This is a genomic window from Leucobacter weissii (genome assembly GCF_017565745.1).
Classification (GTDB): Bacteria; Actinomycetota; Actinomycetes; order Actinomycetales; family Microbacteriaceae; genus Leucobacter; species Leucobacter weissii.
On record NZ_JAGDYM010000005.1, the window covers coordinates 165,715 to 184,733 of the forward strand.

The following is a 19,019-nucleotide window of genomic DNA, read 5'->3' on the forward strand; positions in this document are numbered from 1 at the left end:
GGTCGGTGCGGTGCGGATCATCCGACCGCATCGCAGCTCTCGAAGACGTGGTCGGGGTCGTCCGGCGCGCTCAGGGCCCGGTCCCGCAGCACCATCGAACGGGGAGACCCGGGATCGCGGCACATCGCCGCGAAGGAGCGGGGCAGCCGGTCGGTGTACTCGATGTCGATGACGCGATCCCCGTAGACGTCCGCGTACGCCGCGCACTCCTCCCAGGCCGCGCACTCCTCGACGAGCGCGAAGTCGAAGCCGGCGCTGGTGCGCAACTGCGCGGCGTCCTCGGCCGCGTTCTTCTGGCCGGCGGCCAGCCCGGCCGCGTGGGCCGTCTCGGCGAAGGAGGCCGCGAGCGCGAGGTTGTCCGCGAGGTCGAGCCGACCGTCGGAGCGCGTGTAGGAGTCGAGGTTGTCGAACTCGACCGCGTCGAAGCCGTCCGCTGCGCAGCCCGAGATCCAGGGCCCCACCGTGTCGAGGATGCGCGCCCGCTTGGCGGCCGTGGAGGTGTCGAGCAGGGCCTCGTCGGGCCAATCGGGATCCATGACGGGGACTCCCTCGTCGTGCAGCAGGAGCTCGTCCGGCCAGGTCTCGAGCTCACCGGGCTGCGTCTGGAAGCCGTTGACGTAGCAGATCGAGTACGCGCCCTCGACGGGAGCGGCGAGCCGGTCGCGACCCACCGCGCCGACCTCGTCGGCCGGCTCGTAGGCGCCCCCGAGCTGGTAGTCGGGGATCGCGCCGACCGGCGGCAAGACGATGGTCGGCGACGAGACGGGCGGCGAAGGCGCCGTGGGCGGTGCGGCGTTCGGCGAGGCGGAGACGCAGCCCGGCAGGAGGATCGCGAGCGCCGCGGCGATCAGGGCGCGGGGCGCGCGACTCCGACGCCCCAGGATCGGAGACGCGCCGTCATCGTGATGCGGCGCCGGCCGAGGAGAGGTCACCACGTCAGAGTAGCGCCTACGGCGCGGAATCGGCGGGGAGCGCCGACCCGGTGCGGGCCGGAGCCCTCCCGCCTCCCTCGCCTCGCCGGCCTCGAACGGGCTCTTCCCGTCCCTGCGGCGGGTGCTCACGGGCAGTTCGGGTCCATTCGAGCGGGGGGCCGTGCGACGAATACACTGATCCTGTGCGTATTCGACGGAGAGCGGGAGACGCCGCCGGTGCGCGGCGGGCGCTCGTGGTCCCCGAGCCGGGCGGGAGTCGCTGATGCCGCGGCAGGCCCTACCGCGCGTTCAGGTCGTCGGCGCCGGATCCTCCGGTGCCGGCCGGATGGCCGCTGCGCTCGTCGCGGCGCTCCGCGGCGCGGGCTACGACACCCCCGAGCCCGCCCCCCGCGGGGCGACCGGGGCGGGCGCCGGCATCGTGCTGCTCGCCGTGCCCGATGCCGCCATCCCCCAGGCGGCCGCGCTGATCGAGCCGGGCCGGCTCGTCGGGCACCTCTCCGGCGCGACCACGCTCGAAGCGCTGCGGCCGCACGAGGCCTTCGGCCTGCACCCGCTCACCTCGGTGGCGGCAGCGGGGGAGCCGCTCGCGGGCGAATCGCGCGAGTCGGGGGAGGGCGCCCGCACCGCCGCGGGCTCGGCCCTCCGCGGCAGCCACGCCGCGGTCGTCGGCAGCAGCGAGCGGGCGCTCGCGACGGCGGAGCGGCTCGCTCGGGATCTCGGGATGACGCCGTTCACGGTCGCCGACCGCGACCGCGCGGCCTACCACGCGGCCGCTTCGATCGCCGCCAACTTCCTGATCGCCGTCGAGGGCTTCGCGGAGCGGCTCGCCGCGACCGCCGGTGTGCCGAGGCGCGCGCTCGTGCCGCTGGTGGAGTCCGCCCTGCGCAACTGGGCGGAGCTCGGCGCGCCGATCGCGCTGACCGGGCCCGTGGCCCGCGGAGACGAGGAGACCGTGGCGAGGCAGCGGGAGGCCGTCGCGTCGCGCTCGCCGGAGCGGCTCGCGCTCTTCGACGCCCTGCTGGCGGCCACGCGGGATCTCGCGGACGAGAGCCGGGCCGTCTCGGCGGAGCAGGATCGCGTCCGATGAGGATCATCCGCACCGCGGCCGAGCTCCGCGCGCGACTCGAGCCCCTGCGCTCGGGCGGCATCGGCTTCGTCCCCACGATGGGCGCGTTGCACGAGGGGCATCTCTCGCTGCTGCGCGCCGCGCGCGCCGCTCACGGCACGGTCGTCCTGTCGATCTTCGTGAACCCCGCTCAGTTCGATCGCGGCGAGGATCTCGCCGCCTACCCGCGCGACGAAGCGCGGGACATCGAACTCGCGGAGGCCTCGGGCGTCGATCTCCTCTTCGCTCCGGAAGCGGGGGAGATCTACCCGCCCGGCTTCCGCACCACCGTGAGCGTCGGAGGCGCCGTCGCCGAATCGCTGGAGGGCGCCGCGCGCGGTCGCGCCCATTTCGACGGCGTCGCCACGGTGGTGAGCAAGCTGCTGATCCTGGTGCGCCCCGATGCGGCCTACTTCGGTCGGAAGGACTTCCAGCAGCTGCTCCTCGTCCGCCGTCTCGTCGCCGATCTCGGCCTCCCCACCCGCATCGTGGGCTGCCCGACCGTGCGGGAGCCGGACGGGCTCGCGCGTTCGAGCCGCAACGTCGGTCTCGGCCCGGAGGAGCGTCGTCTCGCAGCGGCGGTTCCGGCCGCGCTGTCGGCCGCCGTCGCGGCGGTCCGCCAGGGCGTCGCGGACGCCGAGGAGATCCGGATCCGCGCCGGACGCGCGCTCGATCGCCCCGGTCTCGGGGTGGAGTACCTCGCCCTCGTGCACCCCGAGACGCTGGAGCCGGTCGCCGTCGTGACGGCGCCCACCGTGCTCGCGGTGGCCGTGCGCATCGGCGCGACCCGGCTGATCGACAACGAACTGCTCGACCCCGCTCCGATCGAAGGATGACCCCCGTGCCGACGACCCCCGCGCCAACGCCTCTCCTGTCGCAGCCCGCTGCGCCCGCCGCCAGGATCACGCTCACCCGCCTGACTGAGATGAAGGCGCAGGCCGAACCCATCGTCATGGTGACGGCCTACGACCATCCGGGCGCCCGGCTCGCGGAGCGCGCCGGGGCCGACATGCTGCTGGTCGGGGACTCCGGGGCGCAGGTGGTGCTCGGCTACGACGCCACCGTGCGGGTCTCGGTCGACGAGATGATCACCCTGTCCGCGGCGGTGCGCCGCGGCGCCGACCGCGCCCTCGTCGTGTGCGACCTCCCGTTCGGCTCGACCGAGGCGTCCGACGCGCAGGCCGTCGAGACCGCGGTGCGCTTCGTGCGCGAGGCCGGAGCCGACGCCGTGAAGCTCGAGGGCGGCAACCCGGACCGGGCCAGTCGGATCCGCGCCATCGTCGCCGCCGGCATCCCGGTCGTCGGGCATGTGGGGCTGACGCCGCAGACGGCGACCCAGCTCGGCGGACTGCGGGCGCAGGGCCGCACCGCCGAGAGCGCTCGCCGCGTCGTGACCGACGCGCTGGCCGTGCAGGCCGCGGGCGCGAGCGCGCTCGTGATCGAGGCGGTGCCGAGCGAGGTCGTCGCCGCGGTGCTCCCGAGGCTCGAGATCCCAGTGATCGGGATCGGCGCCGGGCCGGCCGACGGGCAGGTGCTCGTGCTCCACGACCTGCTCGGGATCACCGAGGGACGCCAAGCCAGATTCGTGAAGCGGTTCGCGGAACTCGGCGATGCCGTCGTCGGCGGCATCGAGGCCTACGCCGCCGAGGTCCGCTCGGGGGCGTTCCCGGCGCCCGAGCACCAGTATCCGGCGTCGCCGGAGGCCGTGCGCGCCGCACTGGAGGCCGCCGCCTCGGTGTCCTGAGGACCCGCCGGTCGGGAGGAGTGGGGGAGGCGACCCGCGCGCCGCGCCGCGTGCGGAGGGCGCGTTCACATCACGAAATATGACAGGCGAATTATAAGTATTGCTTCGCGTTCCCATAAGCTGCTTCTCTGATGAGCGCACACACCAGAACCCGCAACGGGACACGCCCGACACTCCGCAGCATCGGCGCCGCCGCACTGGGAGCCCTGCTCCTGCTCCCCGCGATCGGCATCGCGGCGAGCCCCGCCGTCGCCGCCGTCGGCGACACCTACCGGATCATCAATCCGACGAGCAACAGCGGAACGAGCATCCGCTTCGACGGCTCGGGCTCCAACACCGTCACGCGGCTCTGGACGCTCCAGGGGCAGAGCGGCGCGGCGACGCAGAGCAGCTATTCGGTGGACTTCCACGGCACCTCGCCCACGACGAACAACGAGTACACGCAGGCCGACTGGGTGAGCGACGCGCCGCCGCACGGGGCCGCCGCGCTCTCCGCGACGGCCCAGGCGAACCGGGGCCGGATCGAGTGGATCCTCAAGAACTCCTACCCGGCGGTCGGCACCTCCTCCAGCCTCAACGCGCTGCGCGACGACATCCGCGCCGCGGGCTACACCGATTTCCCGACCGCCAGCTGGTGGCAGGTCGCCGAGGGCATCGCCGGCACGCAGGCGGCGATCTGGCATCTGACCGACGGCGTCGACCTCGACCTCGCGAACACGACCCCGAACAACGACCGCATCAAGATCCTCTACCGCTACCTGCTCGAACAGTCCGCGGATGCGGTCGCGAGCACGCCCGATCCGCCGACCGTCGAGGTCGTCTCCGAGACGGGCCGGGATCCGTTCTCGGTCGAACCCGGAGCGTCGTTCGGCCCCTTCGCGCTCGAGTCGAGCGTCAACGCCACGCTGAGCGTCAGCGGTCCCGCCGTCGTCATCGACGAGCAGGGCGTCGCGGTCTCCGGCCCCCAGGCCCCCGGCACGCGATTCTGGCTGCGGCCGACCGCGTCGCCCGCGGCGCCGGGCAGTGCCACGGTCACCGCGACCACCGTCGACGTGACGAGCACCGTGGTGAACGCGGCCTTCGGGCGGCAGCACGTCTCGCCGAACGCGGTGCGGGAGACGCTGGCGGTCACCTCCACCGACACGCAGAACGCCACCCACGCGCTCACCGCGAGCTGGGTGCTCGACCAGAGCAACCCGGGCGACTTCGACCCCGACGGCTCCGCGACCGAGCGGGAGTTCGTCTACAACCAGCCCGGCGAGCAGAGCGCGACCCTGCAGAACATCGTCTTCACCGACGGCACCTCGACGACCACGGACGCCATCGGCCTCGCGGGGATCGGCACGCCGGGCCTCGACGCCTATTCGGCTGACTTCCCCGGCACCGGCGCGAACACGCCGCTGGGGCCGAACGTCGCCGACCAGACCAGGTTCACGGAGAAGGACTGGAACGCCGCCGCGAAGCTCGCCGACAACGACGGACAGGAAGAGGTCGCTCGGATCCTCAGCGACGCCTATCCGAACACGAGCCTCGCGAATCTCACGGCCGCGCTCAAGAACGCGGGCCTGGTCGCGCCGAGCGCCGGCAACATCAAGTCCTGGGAGGCCTACGCGGGCGCTCAGGCGGCGATCTGGCACTTCACCGACGGCAAGGACCTCGATACCACCCGATACGCCGACCCGGTCGCCGTGACGGCCTCGTCGACCGCCGACGGCTTCTCCGCGGAGAGGGTGCTGAACGCGGAGTCCGCCTCGGGGTGGCGCGCGAATGCGGCGGGCGAGGCCACCCTCGACTTCACGTTCCCCGCCAGGTTCGAGCCGCGATCCTACTCGGTCGCCTCGCTCGATGGCGGCGCCCAGGCGAACACGCCGACCGGCTGGAAACTGCAGCGCAGCTTCGACGGCGGCGCCACCTACCAGGACGTGTCCACGAGCGCGGTGACGCACTCCTTCGCGGGAGGCAGCGCCGAGACGCGGGTCAGCGGAAACATCCCGCCGGGTGCGAGCTACGGATCCTGGACGACGGATCTCCGTCTGGTCTTCACGGGCGCGCACGACCCCGAACAGCCCGTCGAGATCGGCGCGGTGTCGTTCGAGGGCTTCGGCGTCTTCGGCGCTCAGCCGAACGAGTCGTTCCGGCAGTACGCCAACAATACGAACGTCGTGCACCTCTACACCCACCTGCTGGCGCGCGCGGCCTCGCATCCGATCCCGAACCCCGAGCCGCAGACCGAGCTCTCCGGCGACACGCTGGTGCAGCGCGAAAGCGGCGATGAGCTGATCGGGCCGTTCACCCTCGCGGCGAGCCTCGCGCCGAGCGATCCGCTCTCCGCCCGGGTCACCGTCTCCGGTCACTCCGCCGGCGCCGGCCTCGTCACCGACCCGCTCGGAACGCCGGCGGACTTCCTCGACCTCGCCGATGGGCAGCAGTTCTACTTCGCACCCCTCGACGGGGAGACGGGCGACATCACCCTCACCGCGCGGACGACCGCGCAGAGCTGGGTGACCGCGCGGGCCCTCGACGGGGTCCGGCAGGGCGCGCAGGGACCGGTCCTCACCGGACTCGGCGTCCAGTCGCTGAGCGCGGTCGACACCCTCGAGCTGGCGTTCGGCCTCCTGGGGGAGTCCACACTCGCCCCGGATGCGGGTGAAGCGCAGCCGGGCCAGACGGTCGTCCTCACGGGCGCGAACTTCCGGGCGGGCGAGACGATCACCCTCGCGTTCGGCGATCCGGCGGCGCCGATCCTGAGCGAGCCGGATCCGCTCGTCGCGGATGAGCACGGCGCCTTCGAGGCGACCATCACCGTGCCCGCCGACGCCGCGCCGGGCCCGCACCGCATCGTCGCGACGGGCGCGGCCTCCGGGCGCACCGCGGACACCCAGCTCTCCGTGGTTCCCGCTCCCGTGCTGACCCTCTCACCCGAGGTGGTGCCGCAGGGCGGGGTCTTCGACGCCAGCGGCATCGACTTCCGACCCGGCGATCTCGTGCGGTTCGAGTTGCACGCCGGCACGGGCACCACCGCCGGAGCCGCGAATGCGAACTCCGCAGTGAGCACTTCGCAGGCAGCGGCCGCCGAGGGGCCGGTGCTGGGCACCGCGACGGTCCAGGCCGATGGCTCGGTAGCGTTCCGCGGTCGGATCCCCGCTGACACTCCTCCCGGTGATCACGACCTTCTGGCCGTCCACGACGGACAGAACGTGGAGCTGGCCCGAGCGCGCGTCCTCGTGGAGCAGGCGGAGGCGGCGCCCGCCCCGGCGCCCCCGTCCGATCCGCCGGCCGACGACGAGCCGGCGCCGGAGCGGACCCCGGACGAGGAGGACGGGGAGAAGGAGCTCGCCGACACCGGTTCGGCGCCGCTCGATCTCGTCGGGTGGCTCGCGCTCGCGGCGCTCGGCGTCGGCGCGGTGCTCGTGGGCGCGCGGCGCGGCGCGCGCCGCTGATCGTGCCCCGTCATCGCCTCAGGGCGGCCCCGCCGCCGTAGTCCGCACGAACGGCCCGGATCTCCGGGTCTGGTCGGGCGCTCGCCGACTCGCTCCACCGATCCAGGTGGTCGGGCCCGTGCCTCCGATCGGCATCCGGATCTCGGTATTCCGTTCGGGGGTCGGATCGGGTGCAGCTCGGCGGATGTCGGTGGCGGGGTTGTACTGGTGTCATGAACGTTCCAGACCTCGACCCCGACTCCGGCCGGCCGGACGCCGCAGCCGACGGGCCACTGCCCGTCGGCTGCATGAGGCCCGGGCACGGGAAGGCGCTGCGACCCGGATCACACCCTCGAACACCACAGCGATTGGGAAGCGACCCCGGAACCCGGCGGTGTGCTCCGCCGGCGCAGCCCCACCGGCCGCGAACACGTCGACCGACCACCCGGCCGGCAACCGCCCGGCCGGCAACCGGTTGGGCGCTGCACACGCCAGGTTGACGCCGGGCGCCGAGCGAGCGCGGGAAGCCTCACCGACCGCGCAGAGGCATCGGAACCCGACCGTCAGGGTCGGCAGCACCAGCGAAAACGATCCGGCTCGAACCCGACCCGCCCTGGTGAATCTGCGGTCCCGCACGACGACGCGACCTCGGCCCTCGCGTCCATCTCTTCGCGCGGTCCCCCTCGTGCTGCGCGACGTGAGCGCTGCGGACGCGGCGGGAACGAGCGCGCCGCCGGCTCGATCCCTTAGGCGTGGTAGATCGGGCGGCTCGGGCGGATCGCCTTCGCGCGCACGAGCAGCAGGTAGAGCTCGCAGCCCAGGCAGAACCCGAAGGCGGCGTTGAGGAACGCCGCGACGAACGCCGCCGCGCCGGCGATCACGAGGGCCCAAGGCACCCCGATCAGGTGCAGGACGAGGCCGACGCCCACCACGATCAGTCCCACCAGCTGGGCGAAGCGCGGCGGTCGGTGATCCTCCCACTCGCTCGGCGGGCCGAGCCGCGGCCGCACGACCGCGCGGAAGAGCGCGGGGAACGGGTGGGTGCGCGCCGAGACCAGCGACCAGGCGAACAGCAGGGCCACGATCGTGAGGAGGACGAAGCCCGGGTCGGCGATCCGCTCGCTCAGCGGCAGCGCTCCGAGGCCGGCCTGCGCCGAGGTGCCGATCAGCGAGAGATAGGTGCCCACGAGCAGCAGCAGCGCGGTGATCGCCGCACCGAAGCGGGGGGAGCGGGGATCGACGGTGCCGGGAGGAGGCTTCTGGGCGGTCTCCGCGGTCGTGTGCTCGGTCATCTGGTGCCTCCGATGGTCGTATCGAGTTCTCTGGTGAGCGTGGCCCGGTCTATCGTGCCGGACAGCCGGGTGCGGGCCACCCCTGCGCCGTCGAGAATGAGGACCGTCGGCGTCTGCGTCAGCCGGTACTTCGAGGCGAGGTCCGGCTGATCGGTCACGTCCACGTGGACGAAGTCGACGCCCGGGCGATGCTCGACCAGCTGCGAGATCGTGCGTCGAGTCGCCGGGCAGCGGGTGCAGTACACCGTGCTGAACTGCACGACCGTGCCGGTGAGACCGAATTCCTCGGCGCCGAACTCGTGCGGGTCGATGCCCTCACCGCCGTCCCCGGCGTCCAGGGCGCGCACGCGCGGGCCCCGTCTCGCGAGCAGCCAGCCGACCACCGCGGCGACGGCGAGGAGCGCGAGGACGAGGCCGAGCGCGGCGATCGGCGTCATGTCGGCTCGCCCTCCCCGAGCCCCGCGAACAACTCGGTCGACAGATAGCGCTCCCCCGTGTCCGGCAGCACCGCGACGATGGTCTTGCCGCTGTTCTCGGGCCGCAGCGCGAGCTCCTTCGCCGCGAGCAGCGCCGCGCCCGACGAGATGCCGACGAGCAGGCCCTCGAGCGCGAGCGCGGATCGTGCGAAGGCGATCGCATCGTCCTGCGGCACGCCGATGATCTCGTCGGCGATGCTCAGGTCGAGGACGGGCGGGAAGCCGTTCCCGCCGATGATGCCCTGGATCTTGTGCGGCTGGAACTCGCCGCCCGACAGAACCGGCGCCTCGGCGGGCTCCACCGCGACCACCCGCACGTCGGGGTTGCGGGACTTCAGGAAGCGGCCGGCCCCGGTGAGGGTGCCGCCCGTGCCGACGGTGGCGACGAAGACGTCGACCTTCCCCTTGGTCGCCTCCCAGATCTCGGGGCCGGTGGTCCGTTCGTGCACCTCCGGATTGGCCGGGTTGCCGCCCTGCCCCGCGAGGAAGGCGTCGGGCAGCCGCTCCAGGATCCTCCCGGCCTCCTGGTTGGCTCCGGCCATGGCCTCCGGGCCGGGGGTCAGCACGATCTCGGCGCCGAGCCCGCGCAGCAGCGCCCGTCGCTCGAGCGAGACGTCATCGGGGAGCACGATGATCACCCGGTAGCCCTTCACGGCGCCGATCCAGGCGAGCGCGATCCCGGTGTTGCCGCTGGAGGCCTCGAGGATCGTGCCGCCCGGCTTCAGCCGCCCGTCGGCCTCGGCGGCCTCGACGATCGCGAGCGCGGTGCGATCCTTCACGTTGAAGGCCGGGTTCGCGGATTCGAGCTTGCCGAGCACCGTGGCGCCGGATCCCGGTACCAGCCGGTTGATGCGCACGAGCGGCGTGCCGCCCACCAGCCCGGTCAGATCGTCTGCGACGCGCAGCGCCCGGGGATCAGTCATCTTCGGGTTCTCCTGTCTCCGTGTCTCTCCGCCGCGGGGTCACGCGGCCTGGACGAGCGGCAGCACGTGGAACCGGCGGTTCTGGTACAGCAGCCGATCCTCCTCGGGCCCGGGGTGCACGCTCAGCACCTCCGCCAGGACCAGGCGGGAGGGGCCCACGCTGACGATCTCGATGGGGCGCGCGCGCAGCGCCACCGGCGCGGAGACGAGATGGGGCTCGCCGCTGGGAAGGAAGCTCCAGCCCTGCTCCGGGGTGAAGCGATCCGCGCCGGACGTCGCGAACGCCTCCGCGATCGGCGCCTGCGAGGCGCCGAGCAGGTGCACCAGGAAACTCGGAGCCCGCAGCACCCCTCCCGCGGACCCTCCCGACTTCGTCACCGAGAACGAGAGCGCCGGCGGTTCCACGGACACCGAGGCGACGCTCGAGGCCGTGAGGCCCACGGGACCCTCAGGGGTGTCGGCCGTGATGATGGCGACCCCGGCCGGGTGGGCGCGGAAGGCCCCCTTGAATGCGTCGAGCAGTTCGGTCACCTGTGCATCACTCCGTTTCGTCTCTGTAGCTCGACAATGCTACGCCCGCCTCGTGGGAGACCGGCCGGAGGTTACGCGTCTTTACGCGGGTGCGGGGGCGGCGAGTCGACCGGTGCAGCACCGTGTCATCCTCCGTCACACGCTTGCCACGGCCCCCGGTGCCGTTCATAAGCTGTTCGCATGTCTCCCATAACATCTGATCCTACCGTGCCGTTCACGGTCGGCGTCGCCCTCGACGGCGCCGGCTGGCACCCCGCCGCGTGGCGAGAACCCGCTGCGCGTCCGGGCGAGCTGTTCACCGCCCGGTACTGGCAGCACCTCGTGTCCACGGCGGACACGGCCGGACTGGACTACGCCACCATCGACGACTCCCTCCACCTGCGCGGGCAGCGGCTCTTCGACGGCGAGGTGCCCCCGCGCCCGCGCCCCGGCCTCGTCGAGGGCCGGCTCGACGCGCTGCTCATCGCGAGTTGGCTCGGGCCGAACACCCGCGGCATCGGCCTCGTGCCCACCGTCACGACGACCTACACCGAGCCGTTCCACGTCGCCACGGCGCTGCAGACCCTCGACCACGTCACCCTGGGCCGTGCCGGCTGGCAACTGCGGTTCTCCGCCGGCGCCGAGGACGCGGCGGCCTTCGGCCGGCGGCCCGCACCGGAGATCGACGCCGCCGCAGTCGTCGCCGGGGCGCCAGATGCGGGGCTCGAGGCGCTGCTCGACGAGGCGGCCGATGCCGCCGAGGTCGCCCGCCGGCTCTGGGACAGCTGGGAGGACGACGCGATCATCCGCGACGTCGAGACGGGCCGGTTCCTCGACGCGGATCGTCTGCACCACATCGACTTCACGGGTGAGCGCTTCTCGGTCGCCGGGCCGTCGATCGTGCCGCGCAGCCCGCAGGGACAGCCTCCGGTGACGCTGCTCGCGCACGCGCCCCAGATCTTCGGGCTCGCGGCCCGCTCGGCGGACGTGGTGTTCGTGACGCCCGACAACGCCTCGCCGAACGCCGGGGCCTCGAGCGGAAAGAGCGCGGCCGAGATCGTCGCTGAGGTGCGCACCGCCGAGCGGGAGCACGACCGCGCCTCGCGGGGGCTCGCGCCTCTGCGGATCGTCGCGGACCTCGTCGTCGCCCTCGACGGCGACGCCGAGGGCGCGGCCGCACGGCTGCTCCGTCTCGACGAACTCCTGGAGCGCCCGTTCGCGAGCGACGCCCGCATCTTCGCGGGCGGCGTCGAGCACGCGATCGAGCTCATCGCCGAGTGGCGGCGGGCCGGGATCGAGGGCGTGCGGCTGCGCCCGCTCGCCCTGCCCGACGACCTCGATCTCATCGCCGAAGCGCTCCTCCCGGCGCTGCGCTCGCGCGGCCTCGCAGCCGCGAGGCCGCCGGCCGACACGGGGGAGCGAGCCGGCTGGCCCTCGCTGCGCGAGCGTTTCGGCCTGGGCCCGGCCGAGAACCGCTACCGGAGCGTCGTCCCAGAGGAGCGGGCCGCATGAGCGCCGCCGCGAACGATCGGCGACAGGTGCATCTGGTCGCCCACTTCCCGGGGGTGAACAGCACGACCGTCTGGAGCGACCCCGACTCCGGCAGCCAGATCGACTTCTCCTCCTTCCGCCGCTTCGCCCAGACGGCGGAGCGCGGGCTGCTCGACTACATCTTCCTGGCCGAAGGACTCCGGGTGCGCGAGCACGGCGGCCGCATCCACGAGCTCGATGTCGCCGGCCGGCCGGCCACGCTCGCCGCGCTCGCCGCCATCGCCGCGGTCACCGAGCGGATCGGAGTCGTCGGCACGCTCTCGGCCACGTTCAACGAGCCGTTCGAGCTGGCCCGCCAGCTGGCGACGATCGACCACCTCTCCGGCGGGCGGGTCGGCTGGAACGTGGTCACCTCGCCCGACGCCTTCCACGGCGCCAACTTCCGGCGCGGCGGCTTCCTCCCCTACGCGGAGCGCTACGAGCGCGCCGGGGAGTTCGTGGGCCTGGCCGCCCGGCTCTGGGACTCCTGGGAAGGGGACGCGGTGCTCGCCGACCGCGCGGCCGGCCGCTTCCTCGATCCGGACCGCGTGCGCAGCGTGACCCACCGGGGACGATATTTCGACGTCTCCGCGACCAGCACCGTGCCGCGCAGTCCGCAGGGCCGTCCCGTGATCGTGCAGGCGGGCGACTCGGCGGACGGACGGGATTTCGCCGCCGCCAACGCCGAGGTGGTGTTCTCGCGGCACACGTCCTTCGCCGACGGGCAGAGCTTCTACCGCGATCTGAAGGGGCGGCTCCCGGGCCTGGGGCGCAGTGAGGACTCGCTGCTGATCCTCCCCGGCGCCACCTTCGTGATCGGCGACTCGGCCGAGGAGGCCCGGGAGCGATCGCGCGCGATCGCGTTCCAGCAGATCAGCCCGCAGACCGCCGTGGCCTGGATCGAGGCGATCTGGGGGCGCGCGCTCCCCGGTCTCGACCCGGAGGGCCCCCTCCCCGCCGAGGAGCCGAGCGACGGCCAGCAGCGCGAGGGACAGGTCGCCACGAAGGTCGCCGACCGGAGGGCCAGAGTGGCCGAGCTGCGCGCCCGCGCGGAGGCGGAGAACCTGAACCTGCGCGAACTCGTCATCGCGGAGACCGAGGCCCACACCTTCGTCGGCACGCCCCAGCACATCGCCGCCGAGATCGAGCGCCACGTGCAGCAGCGAGCTTCGGACGGATTCGTGCTGGTGCCGCATCTCACCCCGACCGGCCTCGACGAGTTCGTCGATCGCGTGGTGCCCCTGCTCCAGGAGCGGGGCGCCTTCCGCAGCGAATACCCGATCGACCCCGCGACCGGCACCACCACCCTGCGGGCCAACCTAGGCCTGCGCGCACCGCGGTCCTCCGCGCCCCGGTCATCCGAACCGCCGTCGTCCGATCCGTCGCAGCGCGAGCAAGAGGAGGTCGCCGTATGAGCACGGTCACCGCGCCGAAGGGAAGCCCCAGTCGAGCGGCCGGGTACACCTTCGCCTATGTCCGTTCGAGCGACCCGCTGGCGAAGCCGCTGCTCGACGACCTCGAGCGGGAATACGACTCGCGCTACGGGGTCGAGGTGTTCGGGGAGCCGGCCTCCGTCGAGATCAACCGCTACCCGGAGTCGTCGTTCGCCGAACCGGACGGGGCGTTCCTGCTCCTGCTCCGCGACGGGGTGCCCGTATCGGGCGGCGCCTTCTTCCGCTACGACGAGACGACCGCGGAGTTCAAGCGCGTCTGGACCCGCAGCGATCTCCGGGGGAGGGGGCTGGCGCGCCTCGTGCTGACCGAGCTGGAGCACGAGGCGAAGCGCCTCGGCTATCAACGCGTCTACCTCACGACGGGGCCGCGCCAGCCGGAAGCCGTGGCGCTCTACACCGGGCACGGCTACACGCGCCTCTTCGACGCCTCGAAGCCGCCGGAGGAGGTCGGCGCGCACCCGTTCGAGAAGTCGCTCGCCGATCATCCGGTGCGTCCGCGCGGCGTCGTCGTCGAGGTGCCGGGCACGGCCTCCGCGGCGCCGGCGAAGGAATCGGAGGCGCCGACGACGGGCTCGGGCGACGCGCCGCCGAGGGGGGCCGGCGGAACGAGCGCCCCGGTGCCGTCGGCGCACGAGCCCAGCGCGGTCCGCCGCGTCGTGCCGCTCCGGCACTGGTGGCGCTGGATCATCAGCGCGATCGTCGTGTTCCTGCTCGCCCAGCTGGTCTGGACATTCTTCACCAACCCCCAGTGGCGCTGGCCCGTGTTCGCGGAGTACTTCTTCAACGACGCCGTGCTCCGCGGCCTCTGGCTGACCCTGTGGATGACGGCGGTCTCCTCGGTGATCGGCTTCGTGCTCGGCTCGCTGCTCGCCGTCGCGCGGCTCTCCGGATCCCCGCTGCTCAACTCGTTCGCCTGGGGCTTCATCTGGTTCTTCCGCTCGGTGCCCCTCATCGTGCAGCTCGTGCTCTGGTACAACCTCGGCTACCTCTTCCCGACGCTCGGCATCGGCTGGCCCTTCACCTACGACTTCTGGGTCGCCGAGTTCGACACGGTGCAGCTCATCTCCGCGGTGGCCGCCGCGATCCTGGGACTCTCGCTGCATCAGGCGGCGTACTCCGCCGAGATCATCAGGGGCGGGCTGCTCTCGGTCGATCAGGGGCAGCTCGAAGCGGCGAAGGCGCTCGGCATCCCACGGGCCCGCCGGTTCTTCCGGATCACCCTGCCGCAGGCGGCCCGCGCGATCCTCCCCAACGCCTTCAACGAGATCATCAGCCTGCTCAAGGGCACCTCGGTGCTGTTCATCATCGCGCTGCCCGAGCTGTTCTACACGGTGCAGGTGATCTACAACCGCAACGCGCAGGTGGTGCCGCTGCTGCTCGTCGCAACCGTCTGGTACACGATCTTCACCTCGGTGCTCAGCGTGATCCAGTTCTACATCGAGCGTCACTTCGCCCGCGGGGCGACCCGCGAGCTGCCGCCGACCCCGATCCAGCGCGCCAGGCGGTGGCTGCGAGACCTGCCCGCGCGCTTCCGCGCCGGCCGCGACGAGGTTCCCGCATCCGTCCAGGCGGCCATCGCCGCAGAAGTGAAGTAGGAGGCACCGAATATGAACGCATCGGCCCAGACCGCCTCGCTTCCTCCCTCCTTCGACGAGTCGGGCGCGACGCTCGGGCGCGCCCGCCCCGCCGGCACCACCGGACTCGTGGAGATCCGCGGCGTGTTCAAGTCGTACGGCGCGCACGAGGTGCTGCACGACATCTCGCTCACCGTCGAGCCCGGCCGGGTGGTCGCGCTGCTCGGGCGCTCCGGCTCGGGCAAGTCGACGCTGCTGCGCGCGATCAACCATCTCGAGACGATCGATCGCGGTGAGATCACGATCGACGGCGAGTTCATCGGATACGAGATCCGCGGCGATCGTCTGCACGAGCTGCCCGAGAAGAAGGTGCTGCAGCGCCGGACCCGCGTCGGCATGGTGTTCCAGAACTTCAACCTGTTCCCCCACCTGACGGCCCTGGAGAACATCGCCGAGGCGCCGATCGCGCTGAGACGAGAGGGCAGGGAGGCCGCCCAGGAGCGCGCCCTGAGGCTGCTCGAGCGCGTCGGCCTGTCGGATCGCGCCGGTCACTATCCGCGGCAGCTCTCCGGTGGCCAGCAGCAGCGGGTCGCGATCGCCCGGGCGCTCGCCCTCGAGCCCGATGTCCTGCTCTTCGACGAGCCCACGAGCGCACTCGATCCGGAACTGGTCGGCGAGGTGCTCGACGTGATCCGGGATCTGGCGCGCAGCGGCACCACGCTCATCATCGTCACCCACGAGATCGGCTTCGCCGCCGAGGTCGCCGACCACGTGGTCTTCCTCGACCACGGTCGCGTCGTCGAGGAGGGGCAGCCGCGACAGGTGCTCCGCTCGCCCCGGCACCCCCGGACCCAGGAGTTCCTCGACAAGGTGCTCTGAGCCCCGAACTCCGAGCTCCGCGTCGAGACCTCCGTCACTCCCAACCCAAGAATAGGAACACCATGACCATCATCACCAACGGCCGGTTCCGCCGCCTCAGCGGCGCGGCGGCGGCGCTCCTCGCCACGGGCGCGCTGATCGCGCTGACCGCCTGCGCCACCCCGGCGGACGGCGACACCGCCGCCGTCCAGGATCCCGAGACGAGCGCGCCGGAGTCCCCGTTCGACCTGACCTCGGCGAACGTCGACGGCCGGGTCCGCATCGATCCGGTCCCGGAGGCCGTCGAGGCGCTGGAGGCGAGCGGCTTCACCCCGATCGAGGCGGGCAAGTTCACGGTCGCCGTCTCGCCCTACGAGGCACCGCTCGGCCTGCTCGCCTCGGACGACAGCCGGACGCTCATCGGCGTCGAGCCCGATATCGCCCAGCTCGTCGCCGACGGCCTCGGCCTCGAGCTGAACCCCCAGAACGTCGCCTGGGCGGACTGGCCGCTCGGCGTGGAGTCGGGCAAGTACGACACGGTGATCTCCAACGTCACGGTCACGGAGGAGCGCAAGGATCTCTTCGACTTCGCCGTGCATCGCGACGACGTGCTCGCCTTCGCGGTGAAGGCCGACAGCGACATCACCTCCATCTCCCAGGCCGAGGATGTGGCCGGACTCAAGGTCGTCGTCGGCAGCGGCACCAACCAGGAGAAGGTGCTGCTCGGCTGGATCGAGGAGAACGAGAAGAACGGGCTGGAGCCGGGAGAGGCCGTCTACTACGACGACAACGCCGCCGCGCTGCTGGCGCTCTCCTCGGGGCGCGTCGACGCCACGCTCGGACCCAACCCGACCGCCGCGTTCCAGGCCGCGGTCTCGGGAGAGACGAAGGTCGTCGGCACCCTCAACGGCGGCTATCCCGAGAACGCGCAGATCGGCGTCGCGACGGCCAAGGGCAACGGGCTGATCGAGCCGGTCGCGATCGTGCTGAACCACGCCATCGAGAGCGGCGACTACGCGAAGGTGCTGGAGCGCTGGAACCTGACCGACGAGGCGGTCGACGAGGCGCTGATCAACCCGCCGGGGCTGCCCCGCTCGTGACCCGGGCCCCTCGTCCCTCGCCGGGCGTCGGCCGGACACCCGGCGGCAGCGGGGTCGGCATCGTCATCATCGGTGCCGGCCCCGCCGCCGTCATGCTGCTCGAACGCCTCCTCGCCAACCACGCGGCGGTGTCGCCGAACCTCGGCCTCGAGATCAGGCTGGTCGACCCGCACGAGCCCGGCGGCGGACGGATCTGGCGTCGGAATCAGTCGCCGCTGCTCAAGCTCAACTCCATGTTCGAGGACGTCGCGTTCTTCACTGACGCCTCGTGCCGCATCGAGGGTCCGGTCGCACCGGGCCCCTCGCTCGCCGAGTGGGTCGAGCTGGTGCGCGCGGGCGAGATCGACCTGCCGGAGTGGGCCGATGCGCTGCTCCGCCACGAGGTCGAGACCTCGAACGGCCGGGACTTCCCCACGCGGCGGCTGAACAACGCCTACCTGGGCTGGGCCTACGACGAGGTCCGCCGCAGATCCTCCCCGGCCGCGTCGGTCGTCTGGCAGCGCGACACGGCGGTCGCCGTCTCCGCCGCGGAGGATGCCGGCGACGGGGGCCCGTACGCCGTCGAGCTCGCCTCGGGCGCCCGGATCGTCGCCGACATCGTCGTCTACGCGCTCGGCCACAACGGGGCGCAGCCGTCGGACGAGGCGATCCTGCTCGCGGAGTTCGCCGCCGCGCACGGTCTCGGCTATGTCGCCCCGGCCTTCACCGCCGACCTCGAGCTGGACTGGGTCCCGGCCGGAGAGGACGTGATCGTGCGCGGCATGGGTCTCGCCGCGGTCGACCTCGTCGTGCTCCTCACCGAGGGGCGCGGCGGCCGTTTCGCGCGCGATGCCGAAGGAGCGCTGCGGTATCTGCCGAGCGGACGCGAGCCGGTCCTGCACCTCGGCTCGCGTCGCGGAGTGCCGTACCGCTCCAAGATCACGAGCGAACTCGTGGGCGACCCCGTCGCGCTCGAGTACCTCGGGCCGGACTTCCACGATCGCGTCGCCGCGAGCGACGCGCCGCTCGACTTCGATCGCGATGTCTGGCCGCTCGTCGCCGCCGAACTGCTGACCGGCTACTATCGCGAGCTCTTCACCGGGCATCCCGAGCGCGTGGTCGGCGACTGGTCGGCGTTCGCGCCGCGGCTCCGCCGGGTGCTGGCCGAGACGGGCGGGTACGCCTCGGAGCGGCTCGCGGAGCTGATCCGCGCGCACGTCCCCGATCCCGCCGATCGTTTCGATCTCGCCTCCTTCGACCGTCCGCTCGTCTTCGCGCCGGACGTCGGGGACGTCGTGGCCGCCGGGGCTGCAGCCGGGCCGGGTCGGAGCCCGGCCGACGCCGCCGATCCCGCCGACGCGGTGACCGCGCGCGTCCGCGAGCACATCGTCCGTGATCTCTCCCTGCGCACCGAGCAGCGCCGCAGCGCGGTGCAGGGCCTGTTCTTCGCGGCGCTGTTCGCCTATGCGTCCCTCGCCGAGGTGCCTCCCGAGCGCTGGAACGCGGTGAGCCGCACCCGCTCGCTGCCGAAGCGCTGGCACACCTTCTTCAGCTATCTCGCCAGCGGCCCGCCCGGACACCGGCTGGAGGAGCTGCTCGCCCTCGCCGACGCCGGGGCGGTGCGCTTCCTGGGCGGGGATCTCCGCCTCTCGCTCGACGATGAGGCGGGCCGCTTCGTCGCGGAGGGATCTGCGCGGACGCGGGCCGGCGTGGCGCTCGCTCGGCGCTCGGCTCGGACGCTGATCGACGCGTGGCTGCCGGAGGCGCAGGCCGCGCGCAGCGACAACCCGCTGCTGCGCCGACTGGTGGCGGACGGGGTGGTCGCGGAGCTCCGGCTGGCCGACGCCGCGCATCGCGGCAGCACCGGGCAGATCGAGGTGCTCGAGGGCGGGGCGCTGCCCGGCGCCCCCCGTCAGTTCGCTCTCGGCCCCTTCACCTCGGTGCCCGGGGCGGGTGCGTTCACCCGCCCCGGCATCGACTCGCTGCCGTTCCGCGTCCACGACCGGGTCGCGCGCGCGATCCTCGAGGAGGCGCTGGGCGCGGCCGAGGCGGCGGGCGCCCGGCGTCAGACGGCGCAGACCGCCTGACCGCGCCCAGCGATCCGTCGGTAGCGGGATGCTCCG

The 19,019-nt window shown here is 72.8% G+C and carries 15 protein-coding genes and 1 pseudogene; 11 read left to right on the forward strand and 5 right to left on the reverse strand.

Annotation, left to right across the window (positions count from 1 at the left end; genetic code table 11):
• Positions 1–17: 17 nt before the first annotated feature.
• Positions 18–932: an endo alpha-1,4 polygalactosaminidase gene (locus J4H92_RS05290; protein WP_341783004.1), complete on the reverse strand. Its 915-nt coding sequence runs from the start codon at positions 930–932 to the stop codon at positions 18–20.
• 262 nt (positions 933–1,194) lie between these two features.
• Here J4H92_RS05290 and J4H92_RS05295 point away from each other — a divergent pair, with 262 nt between their 5' ends.
• From J4H92_RS05295 to J4H92_RS05310, 4 genes are all read left to right on the forward strand, one after another.
• A complete protein-coding gene (locus tag J4H92_RS05295) occupies positions 1,195–2,019 on the forward strand; it encodes a DUF2520 domain-containing protein (RefSeq protein ID WP_208096875.1) in 825 nt (274 codons plus the stop codon).
• Positions 2,016–2,873 carry a pantoate--beta-alanine ligase gene (gene panC / locus J4H92_RS05300; protein WP_208096877.1) on the forward strand — a complete coding sequence of 286 codons (858 nt, stop codon included), beginning with the start codon at positions 2,016–2,018 and terminating at the stop codon, positions 2,871–2,873. The genes J4H92_RS05295 and panC overlap by 4 nt, the downstream gene beginning before the upstream one ends.
• A complete protein-coding gene (gene panB, locus J4H92_RS05305; protein ID WP_208096879.1) occupies positions 2,870–3,781 on the forward strand; it encodes a 3-methyl-2-oxobutanoate hydroxymethyltransferase in 912 nt (303 codons plus the stop codon). The genes panC and panB overlap by 4 nt, the downstream gene beginning before the upstream one ends.
• A 131-nt stretch (positions 3,782–3,912) precedes the next feature.
• Positions 3,913–7,221 (forward strand): thioester domain-containing protein, encoded by a 3,309-nt coding sequence (locus tag J4H92_RS05310; RefSeq protein ID WP_208096881.1) that lies wholly within the window; start codon positions 3,913–3,915, stop codon positions 7,219–7,221.
• Positions 7,222–7,946: 725 nt separating this feature from the next.
• On the opposite strand, the gene J4H92_RS05315 is transcribed toward J4H92_RS05310, so the two are convergent.
• From J4H92_RS05315 to J4H92_RS05330, 4 genes are read right to left on the reverse strand one after another with little or no spacing between them, the layout of a single operon-like run.
• Positions 7,947–8,492 carry a DUF4395 domain-containing protein gene (locus J4H92_RS05315; protein WP_208096883.1) on the reverse strand — a complete coding sequence of 182 codons (546 nt, stop codon included), beginning with the start codon at positions 8,490–8,492 and terminating at the stop codon, positions 7,947–7,949.
• The gene (locus J4H92_RS05320; protein ID WP_208096884.1) at positions 8,489–8,929 is read right to left on the reverse strand and encodes a thioredoxin family protein; all 441 of its coding nucleotides are present in this window, start codon (positions 8,927–8,929) and stop codon (positions 8,489–8,491) included. The genes J4H92_RS05315 and J4H92_RS05320 overlap by 4 nt, the downstream gene beginning before the upstream one ends.
• Positions 8,926–9,891: a cysteine synthase A gene (cysK, locus tag J4H92_RS05325; RefSeq protein ID WP_279550000.1), complete on the reverse strand. Its 966-nt coding sequence runs from the start codon at positions 9,889–9,891 to the stop codon at positions 8,926–8,928. The genes J4H92_RS05320 and cysK overlap by 4 nt, the downstream gene beginning before the upstream one ends.
• Before the next feature lie 39 nt (positions 9,892–9,930).
• The gene (locus tag J4H92_RS05330) at positions 9,931–10,422 is read right to left on the reverse strand and encodes a flavin reductase (RefSeq protein ID WP_208096886.1); all 492 of its coding nucleotides are present in this window, start codon (positions 10,420–10,422) and stop codon (positions 9,931–9,933) included.
• 207 nt (positions 10,423–10,629) lie between these two features.
• On the opposite strand from J4H92_RS05330, the gene J4H92_RS05335 reads away from it, so the two are divergent.
• The 7 genes and pseudogenes from J4H92_RS05335 (at position 10,630) to J4H92_RS05360 (ending at position 18,983) form a co-directional block, all read left to right on the forward strand.
• A complete protein-coding gene (locus J4H92_RS05335) occupies positions 10,630–11,913 on the forward strand; it encodes an LLM class flavin-dependent oxidoreductase (protein WP_341783005.1) in 1,284 nt (427 codons plus the stop codon).
• Positions 11,910–13,346: an NtaA/DmoA family FMN-dependent monooxygenase gene (locus tag J4H92_RS05340; RefSeq protein ID WP_208096890.1), complete on the forward strand. Its 1,437-nt coding sequence runs from the start codon at positions 11,910–11,912 to the stop codon at positions 13,344–13,346. The genes J4H92_RS05335 and J4H92_RS05340 overlap by 4 nt, the downstream gene beginning before the upstream one ends.
• Positions 13,343–13,786: pseudogene (locus J4H92_RS15300) on the forward strand (GNAT family N-acetyltransferase); the annotation flags it as partial. The gene J4H92_RS05340 and the pseudogene J4H92_RS15300, both read left to right, overlap by 4 nt.
• 216 nt (positions 13,787–14,002) lie before the next feature.
• Positions 14,003–14,980, forward strand: a complete 978-nt coding sequence (locus J4H92_RS15305) for an amino acid ABC transporter permease (protein ID WP_341783015.1) — start codon at positions 14,003–14,005, stop codon at positions 14,978–14,980.
• Between the two features lie 12 nt (positions 14,981–14,992).
• The gene (locus J4H92_RS05350) at positions 14,993–15,838 is read left to right on the forward strand and encodes an amino acid ABC transporter ATP-binding protein (protein WP_208096894.1); all 846 of its coding nucleotides are present in this window, start codon (positions 14,993–14,995) and stop codon (positions 15,836–15,838) included.
• 62 nt (positions 15,839–15,900) lie between these two features.
• Positions 15,901–16,917, forward strand: coding sequence for an ABC transporter substrate-binding protein (locus tag J4H92_RS05355; protein WP_208096896.1), 1,017 nt, complete (start codon positions 15,901–15,903; stop codon positions 16,915–16,917).
• Entirely contained in the window at positions 16,914–18,983 is a 2,070-nt protein-coding gene (locus tag J4H92_RS05360) for an FAD/NAD(P)-binding protein (RefSeq protein WP_208096898.1), read from the forward strand. Before J4H92_RS05355 ends, J4H92_RS05360 begins: the two co-directional genes overlap by 4 nt.
• Positions 18,984–19,019: the final 36 nt, after the last annotated feature.